Source organism: Achromobacter sp. Marseille-Q0513, assembly GCF_018195695.1.
Lineage (GTDB): Bacteria > Pseudomonadota > Gammaproteobacteria > Burkholderiales > Burkholderiaceae_B > Achromobacter.
The window spans coordinates 35981-58220 of record NZ_JAGTJY010000008.1; the positions used below are offsets into that span (position 1 = coordinate 35981).

Here is a 22240-nt window from a genome sequence, read left to right on the forward strand (position 1 = left end):
GAACATGAATCGTCATTCGCGCGTCCGCCGCGCGCCGGTGTACGGCGCCATCATCGCGGGCGGCATCACGCTGTTCGGCAATGCCGTGGCCGCGGTCGCGCTGCCGTGGCTGGTGCTCGGCATCACCGGCAGCGCGGCCTGGACCGGCGCGGCCGCCGCGGCCGGCATGGTGCCGCTGATCATCGGCGCCTTCTTCGGCGGTCAGATGCTGGACCGCCATGGCGCCAGGCGCGTCGCGGTGGCGGCCGACCTGGTCAGCGCCAGCAGCCTGATCGCCATCGTGCTGCTGCATGAAAGCGGCCTGCTCGGCATGGCCCCGCTCATGGCCCTGATCGCGCTGGGCGCGCTGTTCGACGGGCCGGGCATGGCGGCGTCAGAATCGCGCTATCCCGAACTGGCCCGCCTGGCGCGGATGCCGCTGGAGCGCGTCACGGCCATGGATGAGCTCGCCGACGGCGCCGCCACCATCGCGGGCCCCATCGCCGCCGGCCTGAGCATCGCCCTGGTCGGACCGGAGCTGACCCTGTGGCTCACGGCCCTGTGCTCGATCACGGCGGCGGCGCTGAACGCGATCTATCTGCCCGGCAAGCGGCGGGCCGCGCGCGGGACAGCGGCACGGCAAGGCGCGCTGGTCGGGGGACGCTTTCTGTGGTCCGAGCCCCCGCTGCGCGCGCTGGTGCTGACGGGCATGGCCGTGGTCAGCCTGTTCAGCGCCCTGGACGCCGTGGTCATGCCGGTCTTCCTGCGCGACAGCGGCCGGGACGCTACCGACCTGGGCAGGTTCCTGGCCCTGGCCGGCGGCGGCGCCATCGTGTCCGCGCTGGCCTACGCCCGCCATGGGCAGCGCCTGGGCCCGCGACGGATCCTGCTGGCCAGCCTGGCGCTGGAAACCCTGGCCTTCGCGCTGCTGGCGCTGCAGGGCGGCGACGCGCTGATGCTCCTGTCGGGCGCGCTGGCCGGACTGGGCGTGGGCCCGCTCAATCCGCTGGTCAGCACCGCGCTGCTGCGCGGCACGCCCGCCGCGATACGCGGCAGGGTGCTGAGCGCCTTCAACGCGCTGGCGCTGGTCGCCACGCCGCTGGCCGTGCTGCTGGCCGGCGCCGCCATCGAACTGGCCGGCACGCGCGCCGTCATGATTTTCCTGGCCGCCATGTTCGCGCTGCTGGCCCTGCCCTACCTGCTTGCCCCTGCCCACGAGCCGGTTCGCGCCGCGCTCCCCGCCTCGCCCACCAACCGGGAAGCCTCCCGATGACCGCGACGTCCCCCATGAGCGTGAACGCCACCTCCCGGCGCAAAGCCCTGCTTGCCCGTCACAAATACAGTCTCGCCGCCGCCTGCGCCGTGGCCCTGGCCGCCCTTGCCGCGCTGGCGCTACGGGCCGCGCCGGCCGCCGCGGACGAGCCGCCGCCACCCCCGCCGGCCTTGCGCGTCACCACCATCGTGGCCGGCCCCGGCGCCGTCCCGATACGCATCGCGGTGACCGGATCCCTGATCGGCCGAGACGAGATCGCCATCCGCACGCCGCTGCAGGACCAGCGCATCGCGGCGGTGCTGGTCGAGGAAGGCGATTGGGTGCGCGCCGGCCAGCCGCTGGCCACGCTGGAAACGGATACCCTGGACGCGCAGCTGCGCCAGGCGCAGGCGGCGCTGGGCCGGGCACGGGCGCAGGTGCTGCAGCAGGAAGCGCTGAACGCCGAGGCCCAGGCCCAGTTGCGGCGCATCGCGCCCCTGGCCGGCTCGGGCTCGGTCAGCGCGCAGCAGATCGACCAGCAGCAGGCGCAGGCGCGCGCCAGCGCCGCCGCGCTCGCCGCCGCGCGCGCCGAACAGGAACAGGCCCGGGCCGGGCTGGCGCAGGCACAGGCGCAGCGCGACAAGGCCGCGCTGCTGGCGCCGGCCGACGGCGTGGTATCCGAGCGCCACGCGCGGGCCGGCGCATTGGGCGGCGACGCGCCGCTGTTCAAGCTGATCCGCGACGGCCTGCTCGAACTGGACGGCGAGGTGCCAGAGAGCGCGCTGGCCGGCATCCTGCCCGGCATGCCCGCGCAGCTGCGGGTGGCCGGCACGCCTGATGCCGTGGCCGGCAGGGTCCGCCGCGTATCGCCCAAGGTGGACGAGGCGACGCGCATGGGCCGCGTCCGGATCGCGCTCGATGCAGCGCAGGCGGCCCGGGCGGGCAGCTTCGCGGCCACGACGCTGGAGACCGGCATGGATCCACTGCCGGTGGTGGTGCCGCAGCGCGCGGTGACATTCGGCGCGCAGGGCGCGGCCTCGGTCATGGTGCTGGACGCCGCCGGCCGCGTGGCCCGCCGCGCGGTCACCCTGGGCAGGCTCAATGGCTCGGTGGCCGAGGTCCGGTCGGGCCTGGACGCGGGTGAGCGCCTGGTGGCCGCCGCGGCCGCCTTCATCAAGGAAGGCGACGTCGTGGCGTCCGCGCAGCCGGAGGCGCCGGCGCGATGAGCATGCAACTGTCCTCCTGGGCCATCCGCCGGCCCATCCCCACCATCGTGCTGTTCCTGGTCCTGGCGGTCGCCGGCTGGACGTCCTTCCTCGGCCTGCCGATCAACGCCAATCCGCGCGTGGATTTTCCCGTGGTGACGGTCGCGGTGCCCCAGGTCGGCGCGGCGCCGACCGAGCTGGAACACGCGGTCACGCTGCGGGTGGAACGCGCCGTCTCCGGCCTGGCCGGCATCCGCCACATCACGTCCACGGTGGCCGACGGCATTTCGATCACGACGGTGGAGTTCCAGCTGGGCGTGGATCCAGGCCGGGCCGCCAATGACATCCGCGATGCCATCGCGCAGATCCGCGCCGACCTGCCCCAGACGATCGAGGAACCCATCATCACCCGCGTCGATGTCGAGGGCGGCGCCATCCTGAACTACGCGGTCAGCGCCCAGGCCCTCGGCCTGGTCGACGTCTCGTGGTTCGTCGACGATGTGATCAGCCGGGAACTGCTGTCCGTGCCCGGCGTGCAGAAGGTGCAGCGCCTGGGCGGGGTGGAGCGCGAAGTCCGGGTCGCCCTGCGCGCCGACCGGCTGGAGGCGCTGGGGCTGGGCGCGGACCAGGTCAACGCGCAGCTGCTGCGCGCCAACGCCAACGTCCCCGGCGGTCGCGCCACGCTCGCCGGCACGGAACAATCGATCCGTGCGCTCGGCAGCGCCGCCAGCGTGCGGGCGCTGGGCGCGACGCCCATCGCGCTGCCCAACGGCCGCTGGACGCGGCTCGACGATATCGCCGTCCTGCGCGATGGCGCCGGCGAGGCGCGCACGCGGGCCAGGCTGGACGGCCAGGAGGTGGTGGGCTTCGCCGTGTTCCGCGCCAAGGGTTCCAGCGACACGCGCGTCGCGCAGGGCGTGGAGCACGCCCTGGAACAGCTGCGCCGCCAGCACGCCGACGTCGACATCCAGCAGGTGTCCTCGTCCGTGGCCTACACGCTGGCCAGCTACGACGCGGCCATCATGACGCTGGTGGAAGGCGCCGCGCTGACCGTGCTGGTCGTCTTCCTGTTCCTGCGCAGCTGGCGGGCCACGCTGGTGGCGGCGATCGCGCTGCCGCTGTCCATCCTGCCTGCCTTCGCGGTCATGGCCGCGTTCGGCTATACGCTGAACAGCATCACGCTGCTGGCGCTGACCCTGGTGATCGGCATCCTGGTGGACGACGCCATCGTCGAAATCGAGAACATCGAGCGCCACCTCGACATGGGCAAGCGGCCGTACCGCGCCGCGCTGGATGCGTCCGACGCCATCGGCTTCGCGGTCGTGGCCATCACGGCCACCATCGTCGCGGTGTTCCTGCCGGTCAGCTTCATCGGCGGCTTCGTCGGCCAGTATTTCGCGCCCTTCGGCGTCACCGTGTCGGCGGCCGTGCTGGCCTCGCTGCTGGTGGCCCGGCTGGTGACCCCGCTCATGGCGGCGTACCTGCTCGCGCCCAAGCCGCCGGCCGGCCAGCGCCAGGAAACAGGCCATGCCACCGGCCTGCTCGGGCGCTACCTGCGCATGTTGGATTGGGCGCTGCGGCATCGCCGCAAGAGCCTGGCGCTGGCCGCCGCCTTCCTGGCCGCGTCGCTGGCGCTGGTGCCGCTGCTGCCATCCGGCTTCATGCCCGTCAGCGATCTCAGCCTGAGCCGGGTCGACGTGTTCTTTCCGCCGGGCACGCCACTGTCCCAGACGGACGGCAAGCTCGACGAGATGGCGGCGCGGCTGCGCCAGCGGCCCGAAGTGCGCGCCGTCTTCACCACGGCGGGCGGCGAGGACGCGTCCGGCGCGACCGACGTCGCCAACGGGCAATTGCTGATCCGGCTGGTGCCGGCCGACCAGCGCGAACTCAGCCAGAAGGCGTTCGAGCATTCCGTGCGGCCGCTGCTGGACGCGTTCCCTGACACCCGCTATGCCTTCCGCGGCGACAGCGCGGCGCGCGACGTGTCGATCATCCTGGCCGGCGCGGATGCCGATGCCCTGTCGCGGGCCGCGCATGCGCTGGAACGCGACATGCGCGCGCTGCCGGGCATCGCCAACGTGCAGGTCAAGGAACCGCTGCCGCGCCCCGAACTGCTGATCCGTCCGCGCGCGGACGAAGCGGCGCGGGCGGGCGTCACCGCCGCGTCGATCGGCACGGTGGCGCGCATCGCCACCGTGGGCGACACCAATGCCAATTCGGCGCGCTTCAACTTCGCGGACCGGCAGGTGCCCGTGCGCGTGCTGCTGCCCGCCATCGAACAGGGCGACCTGCAGGCGCTGGGCAATCTGCGCGTCTCGACCGACAGCGGCGCGACCGTGGCGCTACGCAGCGTCGCCGACATCGGATACGGCAGCGGCCCGGCCCGCATCGAGCGGTCCGCGCGACTGCGCAGGATCTCGGTGGACGCGGACCTGGCCGGGACGACGCTGGGCACCGCGCTGGAAGCCATCGACGCCTTGCCCGCGCTGCGCGAGCTGCCGGCCGACGTGCGCCGGATCGAATACGGCGACGCGGAGTACATGCGGGAAATGTTCGAGAAGTTCAGCGTCGCCATGACCTTCGGCGTGCTGATGGTGTATGCGGTGCTGATCCTGCTGTTCCGGGACTTTCTGCAGCCCCTGACCATCCTGACCTCCCTGCCGCTGGCGATCGGCGGCGCCATCGGCGGGCTGCTGCTCTATGGCGCGGCCATCGACCTGCCAGTGGTGATCGGCCTGCTCATGCTCATGGGGATCGTGACGAAGAACTCCATCCTCATGGTGGAATTCGTGATCGAGAAGCGCCGCCATGGCATGGCGCGCCACGAGGCGCTGATGCAGTCGGGCGCGGAGCGCGCCCGGCCCATCATCATGACCACCATCGCCATGGTGGCCGGCATGGTGCCAGCGCTGCTCATCACCGGCGCCGACGCCGGTTTCCGCGCGCCGATGGCCGTGGCGGTCATCGGGGGGCTGATCACTTCCACCCTGCTGAGCCTGATCTTCGTCCCCGTGGTCTTCAGCTACATGGACGATCTGCGCAACTGGCTGGCGCCCAGGCTGGCGCGGCTGACATCCGTCACGCAGCGGGACCGCGACGAAGAGGAGGCGTGAACAAGCACCGCGCACCGGCGCGCGGCCGGCCCGCTACTGGTCGACCGAGCGCATGTCGCAGCTGGTCTCCTCGGACCCGCAGATGCCGCGGAACCACGCCCGCCCCCGCTTGCGGTCCTTGGGAGCCAGCGGCTCCAGTTTCTCGTCGTTGCGCATCTCGTAGTCCAGCAGCAGCCATTCGCCGTCGCAGGCGACGACGCCGCGCAGCGCGACCCGGTCGCGCAGCCAGTCGCCCTTCAGGTCGAGCAGCCGCTCGCTGCCGGCGTCGGGACGCGCGTATCCACGCGCCGACTGCACGCCGACCTGCATGTCCCCGGCCTTGATCCATCCCTCGCCTTGGTACACCGGCCGGGGCTTGTCGCTCATCTCGTCGCTGGCGCCCTTGATCTTGAGCCAGCCATCGCGCGCCTCGACCAAGTCGAACGTGACGCTGTAGTAGTCCAAGGCCGGATCGAGACCCTCGCCGCGCGTGGTCGGCAGGCTGCCGACCACCTTGGAGGTCGCCGACGCCCCCGCGCGCACCTCGATCGCGGGCTTGTCATTGACCGTCCAGCCGGAGAATCGGCAGGCGGTCGGACCCGGCGGCGTCCAGGCCGCCGTCCCGGCGTTGGCCTGGGCGTTGAACACAGGCGACAGGGTCAGCGTGGCAAGCACCAGCAGCATGCGTTGAACATTCATGGGTTGGTCACACCGTCTATTTGAGCTACGCGCGCAATCGTCACGTCAGCTGTGGTTGAAGGATTGGCGTCCACCGTTCGGTGGACTGCCGCGCGCCGATCGAGGGTGAAGCACAGCGAGCCCTGACGTCAAGGGCGAGGAGACTCCGGGCGGGCGGCTCCCGCCTCTTCAAGCAAGGCTCGCCGGGCCGTATGGATAAGCTTCACCCCGAGTCCTGGCTTGCTCTCGAAGGCCCTGAGGAGTTCATTCTCCGGTGCCGCATCGGACCCGATGCGCAGCATGATCTCGACGGGCTGGTCACCGCTGCTTTGCAAACGCACAAGCAGGCCATCCTCCAACAATGAGGACACCCACCGCGCCGCGTCGCTGCGGAGCTTGACCTCCACGACGAACCGACCGGGATAGTGCGTCACGCTGGTGCTTTCTTCGCGCTTGCCTGAATTGACGAAACCGTCGAAAGCCGCGCTCAACCGATCGACAAAAGACCGCCTGTCCTTGAGCGCATAGGCTTGCAAGCGGTTTTCAGCATTGCGCAGGATCCTGTCGAAATCACGGTAGTGGTAGTACAAGAGCCATGATTCGCGAGGCGTCGCGACGGACTTTTCCTGCAAAGTCATGGACTCATGCGCGCCCGCTGCGTCGACATACCGGTCAAACTCTGGTGAACCCATGGGCGGAACGAGCGACGAAGACGAGTCCTGGGCGGCAACCCAGGAATCACGAATGGAAGCCTGCTTGATCGACGTTCCGGCGATCTTGCGCTCAATCTCATGCTTCTGACCCGATTGAAGCCCGTCTTCCAACCTGACGATCGCATCAACCAATCGCGCTTCGGACTCATCGCTTGCCAGCAAACGCTCCACAACGGCTTGCGCATCCTTCTGACCGCTTTCCGTGGACAAATCAAAGCCCCGCCCCTCGATTTCCTGAAGGGCGGCCGCCAATACTTTCGGGTCGATGCGGGTGACGAAGTTAGTCATGCGAGATAGGCACAATAGGCTGCTTCCAGGCTACCGCTGCCCTTCGAATGTACTGCAGAATGCAGCGGCCTGGACGTCGTCGAACAGGAAGTACTCGTCAGTACGATGCCGGAATCGCAGCGGGGTAACGGCGCCCGCCCCCTCGGGAAGCTGTTGCATGCCCAGACGCAGGTAGAACTGCTGGAGCCGGGGGCCGCCGTCGGGCGACGCATGCAGGATCAGCGAACCGCCATGGCCGTCATCCAACGCCAGTTGGATGGTGCAATCTATCAACACTCGGGCGACGTCCTGGAGTACGGGCATGTGCAAAACCTCCGTATACAGCTCTTTGGGAGCATCCGCCAGGAACCACGTGAAGGCCCGCCCCTCCTTGAGGCCGAATGCCGTCGTCTCGAGATTCGGGACCGCCGCCAGCATGCCGACCGGGACCGCCTTGTGTCTGGGGCCATCCACGACCACGCACAATGAGCGCACGCAACCCCAGCGCACAATGGGGCCCAGTAAATTGTATAAACCGGCGGTCGCCCTTATGCGAGGCCAGTTCCAATCCCAATCCGCCCGCACCCGGCCGTCCGGCGCGGATGTGCTCGATACATAGCTATTCTGAATGACGGGCTGAACCAGTCCATGCCAGAGCCGCGCTTCGTAAGAACGCATCTCGACAATGGAAACCGCATGGATTGAACTCCCCGAGCCACCAGCAGGCATCCCCAGAAGTTTGCGAATTGGATTGTGCAGCATTGCCATCCGAAATTGACGTCTTGCTCAGTTTTGCGAATGAAGCCTGCCTTCTTTCCCTTGCCCTTCGATCATGTGAATGGGTTGTTGCTGGAAACAAAGGCCAGGAGCATTCTGCCGCATCGTGTCCGCCACGGCATGGCCATGTGTGATATTCCCGTCACTTCGCCAGCGACCTCCCCTATCAGCCCCCCTCATCCGCCTCCACTCCCACCATCAACCGCAAGCATCGCAGGAACACCGGCCGCAGTTCCTGCGGCAGCGGCGCCAGCACTTGCGCCTCCACTTCCGCGTCGCGCGGCAGCACGCGCATCAGCAGGTCCAGGCCCGCCTCGGTGATCTCCAGCGCATAGGCGCGCGCATCCTCGGCCGAGCGCGTGCGCCGCACATAGCCCTTGGCCGTCATGCGGGCGATCATCTCGGCGAAGGAATTGCGGTCCAGCGCGATCAGTTCGGCGATGCGGCTTTGGGTGGCGCCGGGATGCTGGTGGACGGTGATCAACAGGGCCTTCTGCCGCGGCGTCAGGTCCTCGTCGGGAAAGGCCTGCGCGAACAGCGCCTCGGCCCGGAAATGCGCCCGCCGCAGCAGGTGCGACGCCACCTGGGTCAGATCGAAGTCCCGCAAGGCGCGGGACGAGGCCGGACGGCGGGCGGTCGGACGGGATGCGGTCATCGGGCTTTCCATGAAATAGGCCTGGCGATTGTAGGCAAGGCGGGCGGCGAAGGACTCGCCTCCAGGCTCCTGGGCCGCATCCGCGCGGCCGCTGCCGCCCTGGGCAAAACCCTGCGTTGACTTCGCCGGACGCGCCGCCTAAGATCCGCATAATAGTACGTATACGTAGTTTATTGCCAGAACCGACGCGACCTGTTCCACGGGAATCCCGATCATGACGATCCGCCAGCTACGCAACTACATCGACGGCCGTTTCGAAGACGGCGCCGCGACCTTCGACAAGCACAGTCCGGTCGATCACGCGTTGATCGCCCAGGTTCACGAGGCCAGCCGCGAGCAGGTCGACCGCGCCGTCGCCGCCGCCCGACGCGCCTTGCCGGCCTGGGCCGCCCTGCCGGTGGCCGCGCGCACCGATCACCTGCTGGCGCTGGCCGACGGCATCACCCGCCGCTTCGACGACTTCCTGCAGGCCGAGATCGGCGACACCGGCAAGCCGGTATCCTGGGCCAGCCAGATCGACATCCCGCGCGGGGCCGCGAACTTCCGCGCCTTCGCCGAGCTGGCGCGCACGCTGGACATGGAAAGCTACATGACCGACACGCCCGACGGCCGGCAGGCGCTGAACTACGCGTACCGCAAGCCGCTGGGCGCGGTCGGCGTGATCTCGCCGTGGAACCTGCCGCTGCTGCTGCTGACCTGGAAGGTGGCGCCGGCGCTGGCCTTCGGCAACACCGTCATCATGAAACCGTCGGAAGTCACGCCGTCCACCGCGACCCTGCTGGCCGAGGTCGCGCACGAAGCCGGCCTGCCGCCCGGCGTGCTGAACCTGACCCATGGCTTCGGCCCGGGTTCGGCGGGTGAATTCATCACCACGCATCCCGATATCGACGGCATCACCTTCACCGGCGAATCGGCCACCGGCGCGGCCATCATGCGCGCCGTGGCGCCGGGCGTGAAGCCCGTGTCGTTCGAATTGGGCGGCAAGAACGCGGCGCTGGTGTTCGCCGATGCCGACTTCGAGGCCGCCGTCGACGGCACCGCGCGCTCGGTCTTCGCCAACTGTGGCCAGGTCTGCCTGTGCACCGAGCGCGTCTATGTCGAGCGCCCGATCTACGAGCGCTTCGTCGCCGCGCTGGCCGAGCGCGCGCGGGCGCTGCGCATCGGCTGGCCTGGCGATCCGCAGACCGGCATGGGCCCGCTGGTCTCGCGCGAGCATCGCGACAAGGTGCTGGCGTATTTCGCGCTGGCGCGCGCGGAAGGCGCCACCGTGGTCACCGGCGGCGGCGTGCCCGCGTTCGGCGACGCCCGCGACGCCGGCGCCTACGTGGAACCGACCATCTGGACCGGCCTGCCCGAGACTGCGCGCTGCATCAAGGAAGAAGTGTTCGGCCCGGTCTGCCACGTGGCGCCGTTCGACACCGAGGAAGAAGCCATCCGCCTGGCCAACGACAGCCGCTACGGCCTGGCCGCCGCCGTCTGGACCCAGAACCTGACGCGCGGCCACCGCGTGGCGCAGGCGATGAAGGTGGGGCTGGCCTGGGTCAACTGCTGGTTCCTGCGCGACCTGCGCACGCCGTTCGGCGGCAGCGGCCTGTCCGGCATCGGCCGCGAGGGCGGCCGCCACTCGCTGCACTTCTACACCGAACCCACCAACGTCTGCATCAAGCTGTGAGGCCCCGTGCCTCCAAGGACACCGCCATGCCCCATTCCCCCGTCAGCGCCACCGTCGTCGCCGGCAAGGCCACGCCACGCGGCAAGTATCCGCACATCAAGCGTGCCGGCGATTTCCTGTTCGTCTCCGGCACCAGCTCGCGCCTGCCCGACAACCGCATCGCCGGCGCCGAGGTCGACGCCATGGGCACCGCCACGCTCGACATCCGCGCGCAGACCCGCGCCGTGATCGAGAACATCCGCGACATCCTGGCCAGCGCCGGCGCCGGCCTGGCCGACGTGGTCGAGATCAGTACTTTCCTGGTCAACATGAACGACTTCGGTGGCTACAATCAGGTCTACGGCGAGTTCTTCGACGCCGATGGGCCGGCGCGCACCACCGTGGCGGTCCATCAGCTGCCGCACCCGCAATTGCTGATTGAAATCAAGGCGGTCGCCTACAAGCCGCTGGCGCGCTAGCGGACAGGCGCGGCGATGGCGCCAGACCGCCTTCCGGCCCTTCCTTCGGAACAGGATCGCCGCCCCGGCCCGCAAGCCGGGACGGTCGCGCGCATGTCGAACTTCCGCATCACGCCCAACGCGCTCAGCCACAAGCTGAAGCTGCACCAGCTGCAGATCTTCGAACGCGTGCTGGCGCGCCGCTCGCTGTCGCGCGCCGCCAGCGAGATGCACCTGACCCAGCCCACCGTCACCAAGGCCATCCACGACCTGGAGGCCTTCTTCGGCGCGACGCTGTTCGAACGCTCCAACCGCGGCGTCACGCCGACCGAGCTGGCGCTGGTGCTGGGCCGACGCGTGCACGCCATGATGGCCGAGATCCGCTACATGGCCGACGACATCGACGCGGTGCTCGGCGGCGCCAGCGGCCACGTGGTGGTGGGCACGCTCATCGCGGCCTCGGCCAAGCTGCTGCCCGAGGCCATCGCGCGGCTGATGACCGAGCATCCCGGCATCCAGGTCACGGTGCGCGAGGGCCCGTCGGCGCAGCTGCTGCCGGCGCTGGCCACGGGCGACGTCGACATCGTGGTCGGCCGGCTGCCGGGCGCCGACATGGCCTCGATCTCGGGCGTGGCCGTCGACCATCACAAGCTGTACCGCGAAGACCTGTGCCTGGTGGCCGGCGCCAGCCATCCGCTGGCCGGGTCCGCGCGGGTGTCGCTGGCCGAGCTGGCGGACCACATCTGGATCCTGCCCGCCCCCACCTCGCCGCTGCGCGCCTCGATCGAGCGCAGCTTCTTCGACGCCGGCGTGCGCCTGCCCACGCGCCACGTCGAATCGCTGTCGCTGCTCACCAATATCGGCATCCTGATGCACAGCGACGCGCTGGCGCTGATGCCCTACGACGCCGCGGCCCAGTTCCTGGCCATGGGCGTCCTGGCGCGCCTGCCCACCGACGCCTTCGGCGCGTTCGGCGACGTCGGCTATTCGATCCGCGCCGACCGGCCCTTGACGCCGGCCTGTCTGCGGCTGGTCGACTACCTGAAGCGGGTCGCGGCGCAGCGCGACGCGAATCCGGACCCCGCCTGATCCGCCGCGCCGCATCCGGGTAAGCCCGTTCAGGGAAACCCCGCGATAGATAAGCCGCATATCCAACCGCGCAATTTCTATTGCACGGCAGCCGCCTTCCCCCCCTAGACTTCCAGTCATCGAAGTCCGCAAGCGCCACCGGAGTCCCCCATGCCCGCCTACGGCCCGCCCTTGAATTTCCAGCGCTGGATCCAGGATCACGCGCATCTGCTGCAGCCGCCCGTCGGCAACCAGCAGATCTGGCAGGACGCCGATTTCATCGTCACGGTGGTCGGCGGCCCCAACCTGCGCACCGACTACCACGACGATCCACTGGAAGAGTTCTTCTACCAGGTGCGCGGCAACGCCTGGCTGTCGCTGTGGATCGACGGCAAGCCCGAACGCGTCGACCTGAAGGAAGGCGACATCTTCCTGCTGCCGCCGCACGTGCGCCATTCGCCGCAGCGGCCCGAGACCGGCAGCGCCTGCCTGGTCATCGAGCGCCAGCGCCCGCCCGGGCTGCTGGACGGCTTCGAGTGGTACTGCCCGCAATGCGGCCATCTGGTGCACCGGGTCGAGGTGCAGCTCAAGAGCATCGTCACCGACCTGCCGCCGCTTTTCGAGGCCTTCTATTCCAACGAAGCGCGGCGCACCTGCCCCGGCTGCGGCGCGCTGCATCCCGGCAAGACGCAAGCGCCCGCCGCACAGGCGGCGCCCGCCTGACGCCCCACTCTTCCTTTCTTTCCCCATGACCCTGAAAATCGATATGCACGCGCACTTCTTCCCGCCCATCACGCGGCAGGAAGCGGCAGCGCTGGACCCGGTCGACGCGCCCTGGCTGCGGCGCGACGGCGACGGCTCGACCGGCCAGATCATGGCCGGCGACCGCCCGTTCCGCCCGGTCGACGCCACGCTGTGGGACCCCGCGCTGCGTGTGGCGCAGATGGACCGCCACGGCGTCGACCTGCAGATCCTGTGCGCCACGCCGGTGATGTTCGGCTATGCCTATCCGGCCCGGGCCGCGGCGGACTGGGCCGCGCGCATGAATGACCTGGCGCTGGAACACTGCGCCCATGCGCCCGGCCGCCTCAAGGCGCTGGCCCAGGTGCCGCTGCAGGACCTGGACCTGGCCTGCCGGGAAGCTTCGCGCGCCCGCGCCGCCGGCCACCTGGGCGTGCAGATCGGCAACCACGTCGGCCCGCGCGACCTGGACGACGACACGCTGGTGCGCTTCCTGGTGCATTGCGCGGACGAGGGCATCCCGGTGCTGGTGCATCCCTGGGACATGATGACCGACGGCCGCATGAAGCGCTGGATGCTGCCCTGGCTGGTGTCCATGCCCGCCGAGACCCAGCTCGGCATCCTGTCGCTGATCCTGTCCGGCGCCTTCGAGCGCATTCCGCGCAGCCTCAAGCTCTGCTTCGCCCATGGCGGCGGCAGCTTCGCCTTCCTGCTGGGCCGGGTCGACAACGCCTGGCGCCACCGCGACATCGTGCGCCAGGACTGCCCCCAGCTGCCTTCGTCCTACACCGACCGCTTCTATGTGGACAGCGCCGTGTTCGATCCGCGCTCGCTGCGCCTCCTGATCGACGTGATGGGCGAGGACCGCGTGCTGCTCGGCTCCGACTACCCCTATCCGCTGGGCGAGCAGGAAGTCGGCCGGCTGGTGTCCAACGCCGATCTGCTGCCCGCCGTGCAGCAGAAGATCCTGGCCGGCAATACGCAAACATTCTTCGGACTGGACCGCTGACGTCCCGCCGCCAACCATGACCGTGAGACACGGCAACGCAAGGGGATACACATGAAACGCATCTATCTGCTGGCCGCCGCCGCGGCCCTGGGACTGGCCCCGGGCGCCGCCGCCTGGGCCGAGGTCAAGATCGGCCTGCTGACCACGCTGACCGGCCCCGGCTCGGTGCTGGGGCAGGACCAGCTCGACGGCTTCATGCTGGCCGTCGAACAGGGCGGCGGCAAGCTGGGCGGCGTGCCGGTGCAGGTCATCAAGGAAGACGACCAGTTCAAGCCCGAGGTCGGCGTGCAGGCCGCGCGCAAGCTGGTGCAGAGCGACAAGGTGGCCATCATCACGGGCGTGGTGTATTCCAACGTGATGCTGGCCGTGGCGCGGCCGGTGACCGGCGCGGGCGTGTTCCTGGTGGGTTCGAACGCCGGCCCCACCAACCTGGCCGGCAAGGACTGTACGCCGTTCTTCTTCTCTACCTCGTGGAACAACACCCAGCGCCACGAAGGCAGCGGCGAGATGGCCAACCAGATGGGTTTCAAGAAGGTCTACCTGCTGGCGCCCAACTACCAGGCCGGCAAGGACGCCATGGCCGGCTTCAAGCGCTTCTTCAAGGGCGAGGTGGTCAACGAGGTGTTCACCCAGGTCAACCAGCCCGACTACTCGGTCGAGCTGGCCGCGCTGGCCGACGCCAAGCCCGACGCCGCCTATGTGTTCTTCCCCGGCGGCATGGGCGTGAACTTCGTCAAGCAATACCGCCAGGCCGGCCTGTTCGACAAGATCCCGCTGCTGTCGGTGGACACCATCGACGGCGCCACCCTGCCCGCCCTGCAGAAGGACGCGCTGGGCGCGGTCACCAACGTGCCGTATTCGCCCGACCTGGACAACGCCGCCAACAAGGCCTTCGCCGCCGCCTTCCGCCAGAAGTACGGCCGCGAACCGTCCAGCTACGCGGCCCAGTCCTGGGACGCGGCGCAGCTGATCGGCTCGGCGCTCAAGCGCACCGGCGGCAAGGTCGACGACAAGGACGCGCTGCGCAAGGCGCTGGAGGCGGCCGACTTCGCCTCGGTGCGCGGCGAATTCCGCTACCAGCCCAATCACTTCCCGGCGGCCGGTTTCTTCCGCGCCGACGTGGCGGCGGGCGCGGACGGCAGGATCGGCTTCGTCAACAAGGGGCCGATCTTCCCCGACCTGTCCAAGGTGTCCGACCAGTACGCCGCGCAATGCGCCATGAAATGACGCCGGCCTGCCGGGCAAGAACGAGGTAAGGCGCCATGTCCGCGACGCTGCTGCTGGTGCAGGCCCTGAACGGCCTGCAGCTGGGTATCCTGCTTTTCCTGCTGGCCGCCGGCCTGACGCTGGTGTTCGGCATCATGAACTTCATCAACCTGGCGCACGGCTCGCTGTACATGATGGGCGCCTTCATCGCGGCCACCGTGTTCCGCCACAGCGGCTCGTTCCTGCTGGCCGCCGCCGCGGTGGTGGCCGGCATGGCGCTGCTGGGGCTGCTGCTGGACCGCGTCGCGCTGGCGCGGCTCTATCCGCGCGAGCACCTGGACCAGGTGCTGGCCACCTTCGGCTTCATCCTGTTCTTCAACGAGCTGACGCGCATCATCTGGGGCCCGGCGCCCATCAGCATGGGGCTGCCGTCCTGGCTGTCCGGCACCATCGACCTGCTTGGCGTGACCTATCCGCTGTACCGCTTCCTCATCATCGTGGCGGGGCTGGCGGTGGCGGCCGGCTGCTACGCGCTGATCCACCGCACGCGGCTCGGCATGCTGATCCGCGCCGGCTCCACCGACCGCATGATGGTGGGCGCGCTGGGCGTGAACATCGCGCGGCTGAACACGCTGCTGTTCGTGCTGGGCGCGGTGCTGGCCGGCCTGGCGGGGCTGATGGCGGGCCCGATCCTGTCGGCGCAGACCGGCATGGGCGAGCCGATCCTGATCCTGACGCTGGTGGTGATCGTCATCGGCGGCATCGGCTCGGTGCGCGGCGCCTTCCTGGCGGCGCTGATGGTGGGCCTGGTCGACACGCTGGGCCGCGCGCTGCTGCCGGCCCTGCTGCGCGCGGCGCTGCCGCCGGCGGCCGCCAACGCGGCGGGCCCGGCGATCGCCTCGATGCTGATCTACATCGTCATGGCGCTGGTGCTGGCATTGCGGCCGCAGGGCCTGTTCCCGGTGCGGCACGGATAAGGAGACCCCGGCATGCTTCGATTCTCTCCCCGCGCGCTGGCCGCCGGCTCGCTGCTGCTGGTGCTGGCGCTGGTGCCGCTGTATGCGCAATGGCAGGGCGAACCCTTCCTGCTGGCGCTGTTCGGCCGGGTGCTGGTGTACGGCATCGCCGCGCTGGCCCTGAACCTGCTGCTCGGCTACGGCGGCATGGTCAGCTTCGGCCACGCGCTGTACCTGGGCCTGGGCGCCTACGCCGTGGGCGTGCTGAGCCACCATGGCATCGAGAATGGCTGGCTGCACCTGGCGGCCGCGCTCGGCGCCTGCGCCCTGGTCGGCCTGGTCAGCGGCTACGTGGCGCTGCGCACCTCCGGCATCGCCTTCATCATGATCACGCTGGCTTTCGCGCAGATGTTCTATTTCCTGGCCACCGGGCTGGAAGGCTACGGCGGCGACGACGGCATGTCGCTGTTCGCCGGCAGCGACTTCGGCCTGTTCCGGCTCGACACGCCGCTGGCGCTGTACGGCGCGGCGTTCGGCGTGCTGCTGCTGGCGCTGGCCGCGCTGCACCGGCTGGTCCACGCCCCCTTCGGCATGGCGCTGCGCGGCTGCCAGGCCAATGAGCGGCGCATGCGCGCGCTGGGCTACGCCACGCTGCGCTACCGGCTGGCGGCCTATGTGCTGTCGGCCATGCTGTGCGGCGTGGCGGGCGTGCTGCTGGCCAACCTGACGCTGTATGTCTCGCCCTCGTACCTGGCCTGGACCACCTCCGGCGAGCTGATCGTGATGGTGGCGCTGGGCGGCATGGGCACGCTGTTCGGGCCCGTCGCCGGCGCCCTGGCCTTCCTGCTGCTGGAGGAAGGGCTCAAGCTGCTGACCGACCACTGGATGTTGGCGATGGGCCTGCTGATCGTGGGCGTGGTGCTGCTGTCGCGGCGCGGCCTGTACGGCGCGCTGCCGGAAACGCCCTGGCGTCCGGCCGCCGCGCGCGCCCTGCCCTGCCCCACCGGAGAACCGCGATGAGCGCGCTGCGCGTCGAACACCTGCTCAAGCGCTACGGCGGCCTGACCGTCACGGACGACCTGTCGCTGGAGGTGCGCCCGGGCGAGCTGCACGCCGTGATCGGCCCCAACGGCGCGGGCAAGACCACGCTGATCGGCCAGCTCAGCGGCGAGCTGCGGCCGGACGGCGGCCGGGTGCTGCTGGACGGCGTGGACGTAACCCGCATGCCCATCGAACGGCGCGTGCGGCGCGGGCTGGCGCGCTCGTACCAGATCACCTCGGTGTTCAAGCCCTTCACCGCGCTGGAGAACGTGGCCATGGCGGTGCAGGCGCGGCGCGGCCACAGCTTCCGCTTCTGGCGACCGGCGCACTCGACGCCGGCGCTTCGGGAGCCCGCGCTCGCGGCGCTGGAACTGGCCGGCCTGGGCCGCCGCGCCGATGTGCCGGCCGGCGCGCTGGCGCATGGCGAGCTGCGCCAGCTGGAGCTGGCCATGGTGCTGGCCTGCCGCCCGACCCTGCTGCTGCTGGATGAACCCATGGCGGGCATGAGCCAGCACGAATCCGAGGCCATGACCGCGCTGCTGCAAGGGCTGCGCCGGCAATACAGCATCCTGCTGGTGGAGCACGACATGCAGGCGGTGTTCGCCCTGTCGGACCGCGTCACCGTGCTGGTGTACGGCCGCGTCCTGGCCTGCGGCAGCGCGGACGAGATCCGCAACGATCCCCAGGTGCGTGAATGCTATCTGGGCAGCGAACGCCGGCGCGCGGACCGGCGCCCGCAGGGAGTCGCGGCATGAGCGCGCTGCTGTCGCTGCGCGGCGTCACCGCGCACTATGGCGCCAGCCAGGCGCTGTTCGGGGTCGACCTGGAGATCGGGGCCGGCGAATTCGTTTCGCTGCTGGGCCGCAACGGCATGGGCAAGTCCACCACGGTCAAGGCCATCATGGGCCTGAACCGCGCCAGCCGGGGCGAGATCCGCTTTGGCGGGCGCGACATCGGCGCGCTGCCGGCCTACCAGGTGGCGCAGTGCGGCATCGGCCTGGTGCCCGAGGGCCGGCACATTTTCCCCAATCTGTCGGTGCGCGAGAACCTGGTCGCCACCGCGCACAACCGCCAGCGGCTGGCGCAGCCCTGGACGCTGGAACGCGTCTACGCGCTGTTCCCCCGGCTGGCCGAACGCGCCCGCCACCTGGGCAGCCACCTGTCCGGCGGCGAGCAACAGATGCTGGCCATCGGCCGCGCGCTGCTGACCAATCCGCGCCTGCTGATCCTGGACGAAGCCACCGAGGGCCTGGCGCCGGTGGTGCGCGAGGAAATCTGGCGGGCGCTGGATGGCCTGAAGCGCACGGGGCTGGCGGTGCTGTGCATCGACAAGAACCTCGAACCGCTGCTGGCGGCGGCCGACCGCCACGCCATCATCGAAACCGGCCGGGTGGCCTGGAGCGGCGATTCGCAGTCCTTCATCGACGACGAGGCGCGCCTGCTGCGCTATCTTTCGGTATAGTTCGCGGCCCGAGGGTACGCGTTTCCGGCCCGATCCACCCATATATCCCTACAAATGCGTGGGTCTTGATAAAGCACAAGATCTAGTCAGACCAAACCAGTGATACACTACCTATAGTGTTGTCACTCCAGCCGCCTCGATAGCCCCGCCGCCGTCCGGCACGGGCTTCCGAGCGACGGCACGTGCCCCGCCAGCCCTGGCGGTCGGCCCCAATCTCGAACCCGAACATTCTGATCACTCGGAAGGACGTCGCTCGTCCTTTCCCAGCCGCAGGAGCTATGCAGTCCGCCATGGAAAAACAAGCAGCAATGATGGTCACCAAGCGTGATGGGCGTATGGAGCCCATCGATCTGGACAAGATCCACCGCGTCATCGACTGGGCCGCCAACGGCCTGGAGAACGTCTCGGTGTCGCAAGTGGAAATGCGTTCGCATATCCAGTTCTACGACGGCATCCGCACCGACGCCATCCACGAGACCATCATCAAGTCCGCCGCGGACCTGATCTCCGAGGAAACGCCCAACTATCAGTACCTGGCCGCGCGCCTGGCGATCTTCCACCTGCGCAAGATCGCCTACGGCCAGTTCGAGCCCCCGCACCTGTACGACCACGTGCGCAACCTGACCGAACAGGGCAAGTACGACGCGCACCTGCTGGCCGACTACAGCCGCGAAGAATTCGACGAGCTGAACGGCTACATCAACCACTGGCGCGACATGAACTTCGCCTACGCCGCGGTCAAGCAGATGGAAGGCAAGTACCTGATCCAGAACCGCGTCACCAAGCGCATCTACGAAAGCCCGCAGTTCCTGTACCTGCTGGTGGCGATGTGCCTGTTCGCGAAGTACCCGGCGCAGACGCGCCTGGGCTACGTCAAGCGCTTCTACGACGCGGTGTCGCGCTTCAAGATCTCGTTGCCCACGCCCATCATGGCGGGCGTGCGCACGCCGATGCGCCAGTTCAGCTCCTGCGTGCTGATCGAATGCGACGACGATCTGGACAGCGTCAACGCCACCACCAGCGCCATCGTCAAGTACGTGTCGCAGCGCGCCGGCATCGGCATCAACGGCGGCCGCATCCGCGCCCTGGGCAGCGAGATCCGCGGCGGCGAAGCCCTGCACACCGGCTGCCTGCCCTTCTTCAAGATGTTCCAGGCGGCGGTCAAGTCGTGCTCGCAAGGCGGCGTGCGCGGCGGCGCGGCCACCCTGTTCTACCCGCTGTGGCACCTGGAAGTCGAATCGCTGCTGGTGCTCAAGAACAACCGCGGCGTCGAGGAAAACCGCATCCGTCACCTGGACTACGGCGTGCAGGTCAACCGCCTGCTGTACCAGCGCCTGATCAAGTCGCAGGACATCACGCTGTTCTCGCCGCACGACACCCCGGGCCTGTACGAAGCCTTCTTCGCCGACCAGGACGAGTTCGAGCGCCTGTACCTGCAATACGAGCAGGATCCCGCCATCCGCAAGCGCAGCCTGCCGGCCGTGGAACTGTTCTCGCTGATGATGCAGGAGCGCGCCAGCACCGGCCGCATCTACATCCAGAACGTCGACCACTGCAACACGCACAGCCCGTTCGATCCCCAGGTCGCGCCGGTGCGCCAGTCGAACCTGTGCATGGAAATCGCGCTGCCGACCAAGGCGCTGAGCGATGTCAACGGCCCGGACGGCGAAATCGCGCTGTGCACGCTGTCGGCCTTCAACCTGGGCGCGCTGGAAACGCTGGACGAACTGGAAGGCCTGGCCGACCTGGCCGTGCGCGCGCTCGACGCACTGCTCGACTACCAGGGCTACCCGATCCCGGCGGCGCGCGCCGCCACCATGAAGCGCCGCCCGCTGGGCGTGGGCGTGATCAACTACGCCTACTACCTGGCCAAGCACGGCACGCGTTATTCCGAACCGGCCGCGCTGGGCCTGACGCACCGCACCTTCGAAGCCATCCAGTACTACCTGCTGAAGGCCTCGTCGCAGCTGGCGCGCGAGTTCGGCCCCTGCTCGGGTTTCAATGAAACCACGTACAGCGCCGGCGTGCTGCCGATCGACAGCTACAAGAAGGACGTGGACGGCATCTGCGCCGAACCGCTGCGCCTGGACTGGGAAGCGCTGCGCGCCGACATCCGCGAGCACGGCCTGCGCAACTCCACGCTGACGGCGCTGATGCCCTCGGAAACGTCCAGCCAGATCGCCAACGCCACCAACGGCATCGAGCCGCCGCGCGGCCTGGTGTCGGTCAAGCAGTCCAAGGACGGCATCCTGCGCCAGGTGGTGCCGGAATTCGAGCGCCTGAAGGACAAGTACGAACTGCTGTGGCAGATGTCCGGCAACGAGTCCTACCTGAAGCTGGTCGGCATCATGCAGAAGTTCGTCGACCAGTCGATCTCGGCCAACACCAACTACGACCCGCAGCGCTACGAAGGCGGCCGCGTGCCGATGAAGCAGCTGCTCAAGGATCTGCTGCTGGCCTACAAGTACGGCCTGAAGACCCTGTACTACCACAACACCCGCGACGGCGCCGACGATGCGCACGGCGAAGTGCAGGACGACGGCTGCGCCGGCGGCGCCTGCAAGATCTGACGAACACACCCGCATCATGGCTTACAGCATTTTTTCCCAGACCAGCAACAACCCGTTGACCGAGCCGATGTTCTTCGGCCAGCCGGTCAACGTCGCGCGCTACGACCAGCAGAAATACGCGATCTTCGAGAAGCTGATCGAGAAGCAGCTGTCGTTCTTCTGGCGGCCCGAAGAGGTCGACATCTCGCAGGACCGCCTGGACTACCAGAGCCTGCCCGAGCACGAAAAGCACATCTTCATCAGCAACCTGAAGTACCAGACGCTGCTGGACTCCATCCAGGGCCGCAGCCCCAACGTCGCCTTCCTGCCGCTGGTGTCGCTGCCCGAGCTGGAGACCTGGATCGAGACCTGGGCGTTCTCGGAGACGATCCACTCGCGCTCGTACACGCACATCATCCGCAACATCGTCCCCGATCCCTCGGTGATCTTCGACGACATCGTCAGCAACGAGAACATCCGGCTGCGCGCGGCCGACATCGCCTCGTACTACGACGACCTGATCGGCCCGTCCATGCTGTACGCGCAGCTGGGCGTGGGCGAGCACGTCATCAATGGCAAGACGCATCGCATCTCGGAATACGAGCTGAAGAAGAAGACGTATCTGTGCCTGATGAGCGTGAACATCCTGGAAGCCATCCGCTTCTACGTCAGCTTCGCCTGCTCGTTCGCCTTCGCGGAACGCAAGCTGATGGAAGGCAACGCCAAGATCATCCGCCTGATCGCCCGCGACGAGGCGCTGCACCTGACCGGCACGCAGCACCTGCTGAACATCATGCGCTCGGGCCAGGACGACCCGGACTTCGCCAAGATCGCGCGCGAGACCGAGCAGGAATGCTTCGAGATGTTCAAGCGCGCCGCCACCCAGGAAAAGCTCTGGGCCGAGTACCTGTTCCGCGACGGCTCCATGATCGGCCTGAACAAGGACATCCTGAGCCAGTACGTCGAGTACATCACCAACCTGCGCATGACGGCCGTGGGCCTGGCGCCGGCCTTCGCCCAGGTCAAGCACAACCCGATCCCGTGGATCAACACCTGGCTGTCCTCGGACACCGTGCAGGTCGCGCCGCAGGAAGTGGAACTGAGCTCCTACCTGGTCGGCCAGATCGACGCCCAGGTATCGCCCGACGACCTGAGCGACATCGAGCTGTGACGACCGTCTCCACGTCCGACGCCACGTTCCGCCTGCAAGAGGGCGAGACGCTGCTGGAGGGCCTGGAGCGCACCGGGCACGATGTCGAGTACCAGTGCCGCAGCGGCTACTGCGGCACCTGCCGGCTGAAGCTGGAGGCCGGCAAGGTGTCGTACACCACGGCGCCGCTGGCCTTCGTCGGGCCGGGCGAGGTGCTGCCCTGCTGCTGCAGGCCCGACGGCCCCGTCGCCGTCGCGTGCTGGCTGCGGCAGGCGGACGAGGCGCTCACCTCTCCCTGACAATTGAAGATTCATAACTCCCTGACTATAAT

General features: G+C 68.8%; 20 protein-coding genes. 16 read left to right on the plus strand and 4 right to left on the minus strand.

Going from position 1 to position 22240, the window contains the following annotated elements; translation table 11 throughout:
• Positions 1-4 precede the first annotated feature (4 nt).
• Genes KDH83_RS03525 through KDH83_RS03535 form a run of 3 tightly spaced genes read left to right on the plus strand, consistent with a single transcriptional unit; the run spans position 5 to position 5549 of the window.
• Positions 5-1252 carry an MFS transporter gene (locus KDH83_RS03525; protein WP_212312832.1) on the plus strand — a complete coding sequence of 416 codons (1248 nt, stop codon included), beginning with the start codon at positions 5-7 and terminating at the stop codon, positions 1250-1252.
• On the plus strand, positions 1249-2457 hold the full coding sequence (locus KDH83_RS03530; protein WP_212312834.1) for an efflux RND transporter periplasmic adaptor subunit: 1209 nt from the start codon (positions 1249-1251) through the stop codon (positions 2455-2457). Before KDH83_RS03525 ends, KDH83_RS03530 begins: the two co-directional genes overlap by 4 nt.
• On the plus strand, positions 2454-5549 hold the full coding sequence (locus KDH83_RS03535; RefSeq protein WP_212312836.1) for an efflux RND transporter permease subunit: 3096 nt from the start codon (positions 2454-2456) through the stop codon (positions 5547-5549). The genes KDH83_RS03530 and KDH83_RS03535 overlap by 4 nt, the downstream gene beginning before the upstream one ends.
• A 33-nt stretch (positions 5550-5582) precedes the next feature.
• Here the strand turns inward: KDH83_RS03535 and KDH83_RS03540 are convergent, their stop codons facing one another.
• The 4 genes from KDH83_RS03540 to KDH83_RS03555 form a co-directional block, all read right to left on the minus strand.
• A complete protein-coding gene (locus KDH83_RS03540) occupies positions 5583-6227 on the minus strand; it encodes a hypothetical protein (protein WP_212312838.1) in 645 nt (214 codons plus the stop codon).
• A 128-nt stretch (positions 6228-6355) separates the two neighbouring features.
• Positions 6356-7207 (minus strand): hypothetical protein, encoded by an 852-nt coding sequence (locus KDH83_RS03545; RefSeq protein WP_212312840.1) that lies wholly within the window; start codon positions 7205-7207, stop codon positions 6356-6358.
• 30 nt (positions 7208-7237) lie between these two features.
• A complete protein-coding gene (locus tag KDH83_RS03550; protein ID WP_212312842.1) occupies positions 7238-7948 on the minus strand; it encodes a hypothetical protein in 711 nt (236 codons plus the stop codon).
• Positions 7949-8129: 181 nt separating this feature from the next.
• Positions 8130-8618, minus strand: coding sequence for a MarR family transcriptional regulator (locus tag KDH83_RS03555; protein WP_212312844.1), 489 nt, complete (start codon positions 8616-8618; stop codon positions 8130-8132).
• A 214-nt stretch (positions 8619-8832) separates the two neighbouring features.
• Between KDH83_RS03555 and KDH83_RS03560 the strand changes: the two genes are divergently transcribed.
• From KDH83_RS03560 to yfaE, 13 genes are all read left to right on the plus strand, one after another.
• The gene (locus tag KDH83_RS03560; RefSeq protein ID WP_212312845.1) at positions 8833-10290 is read left to right on the plus strand and encodes a 2-hydroxymuconic semialdehyde dehydrogenase; all 1458 of its coding nucleotides are present in this window, start codon (positions 8833-8835) and stop codon (positions 10288-10290) included.
• A gap of 26 nt (positions 10291-10316) precedes the next feature.
• Positions 10317-10748, plus strand: coding sequence for a RidA family protein (locus KDH83_RS03565; protein ID WP_212312847.1), 432 nt, complete (start codon positions 10317-10319; stop codon positions 10746-10748).
• Positions 10749-10841: 93 nt separating this feature from the next.
• The gene (locus KDH83_RS03570; RefSeq protein WP_249204808.1) at positions 10842-11816 is read left to right on the plus strand and encodes a LysR substrate-binding domain-containing protein; all 975 of its coding nucleotides are present in this window, start codon (positions 10842-10844) and stop codon (positions 11814-11816) included.
• A gap of 150 nt (positions 11817-11966) precedes the next feature.
• Positions 11967-12518: a 3-hydroxyanthranilate 3,4-dioxygenase gene (locus tag KDH83_RS03575; RefSeq protein ID WP_212312851.1), complete on the plus strand. Its 552-nt coding sequence runs from the start codon at positions 11967-11969 to the stop codon at positions 12516-12518.
• Positions 12519-12543: 25 nt separating this feature from the next.
• Positions 12544-13545 carry an amidohydrolase family protein gene (locus tag KDH83_RS03580; RefSeq protein WP_212312853.1) on the plus strand — a complete coding sequence of 334 codons (1002 nt, stop codon included), beginning with the start codon at positions 12544-12546 and terminating at the stop codon, positions 13543-13545.
• 51 nt (positions 13546-13596) lie between these two features.
• Positions 13597-14772: an ABC transporter substrate-binding protein gene (locus tag KDH83_RS03585; RefSeq protein WP_212312855.1), complete on the plus strand. Its 1176-nt coding sequence runs from the start codon at positions 13597-13599 to the stop codon at positions 14770-14772.
• Between the two features lie 35 nt (positions 14773-14807).
• The gene (locus tag KDH83_RS03590; protein WP_212312857.1) at positions 14808-15728 is read left to right on the plus strand and encodes a branched-chain amino acid ABC transporter permease; all 921 of its coding nucleotides are present in this window, start codon (positions 14808-14810) and stop codon (positions 15726-15728) included.
• 12 nt (positions 15729-15740) lie between these two features.
• Complete coding sequence (locus tag KDH83_RS03595; RefSeq protein WP_212312859.1) at positions 15741-16727, plus strand: branched-chain amino acid ABC transporter permease; 987 nt, start codon at positions 15741-15743, stop codon at positions 16725-16727.
• Positions 16724-17503, plus strand: a complete 780-nt coding sequence (locus tag KDH83_RS03600) for an ABC transporter ATP-binding protein (RefSeq protein WP_212312861.1) — start codon at positions 16724-16726, stop codon at positions 17501-17503. Before KDH83_RS03595 ends, KDH83_RS03600 begins: the two co-directional genes overlap by 4 nt.
• Positions 17500-18210, plus strand: a complete 711-nt coding sequence (locus KDH83_RS03605) for an ABC transporter ATP-binding protein (RefSeq protein WP_212312863.1) — start codon at positions 17500-17502, stop codon at positions 18208-18210. Before KDH83_RS03600 ends, KDH83_RS03605 begins: the two co-directional genes overlap by 4 nt.
• 290 nt (positions 18211-18500) lie before the next feature.
• Entirely contained in the window at positions 18501-20780 is a 2280-nt protein-coding gene (nrdA, locus tag KDH83_RS03610) for a class 1a ribonucleoside-diphosphate reductase subunit alpha (protein WP_212312865.1), read from the plus strand.
• Positions 20781-20796: 16 nt separating this feature from the next.
• A complete protein-coding gene (nrdB, locus tag KDH83_RS03615; RefSeq protein ID WP_212312867.1) occupies positions 20797-21930 on the plus strand; it encodes a class Ia ribonucleoside-diphosphate reductase subunit beta in 1134 nt (377 codons plus the stop codon).
• Positions 21927-22208 (plus strand): class I ribonucleotide reductase maintenance protein YfaE, encoded by a 282-nt coding sequence (gene yfaE, locus KDH83_RS32835; protein WP_212312869.1) that lies wholly within the window; start codon positions 21927-21929, stop codon positions 22206-22208. Before nrdB ends, yfaE begins: the two co-directional genes overlap by 4 nt.
• Positions 22209-22240 lie beyond the last annotated feature (32 nt).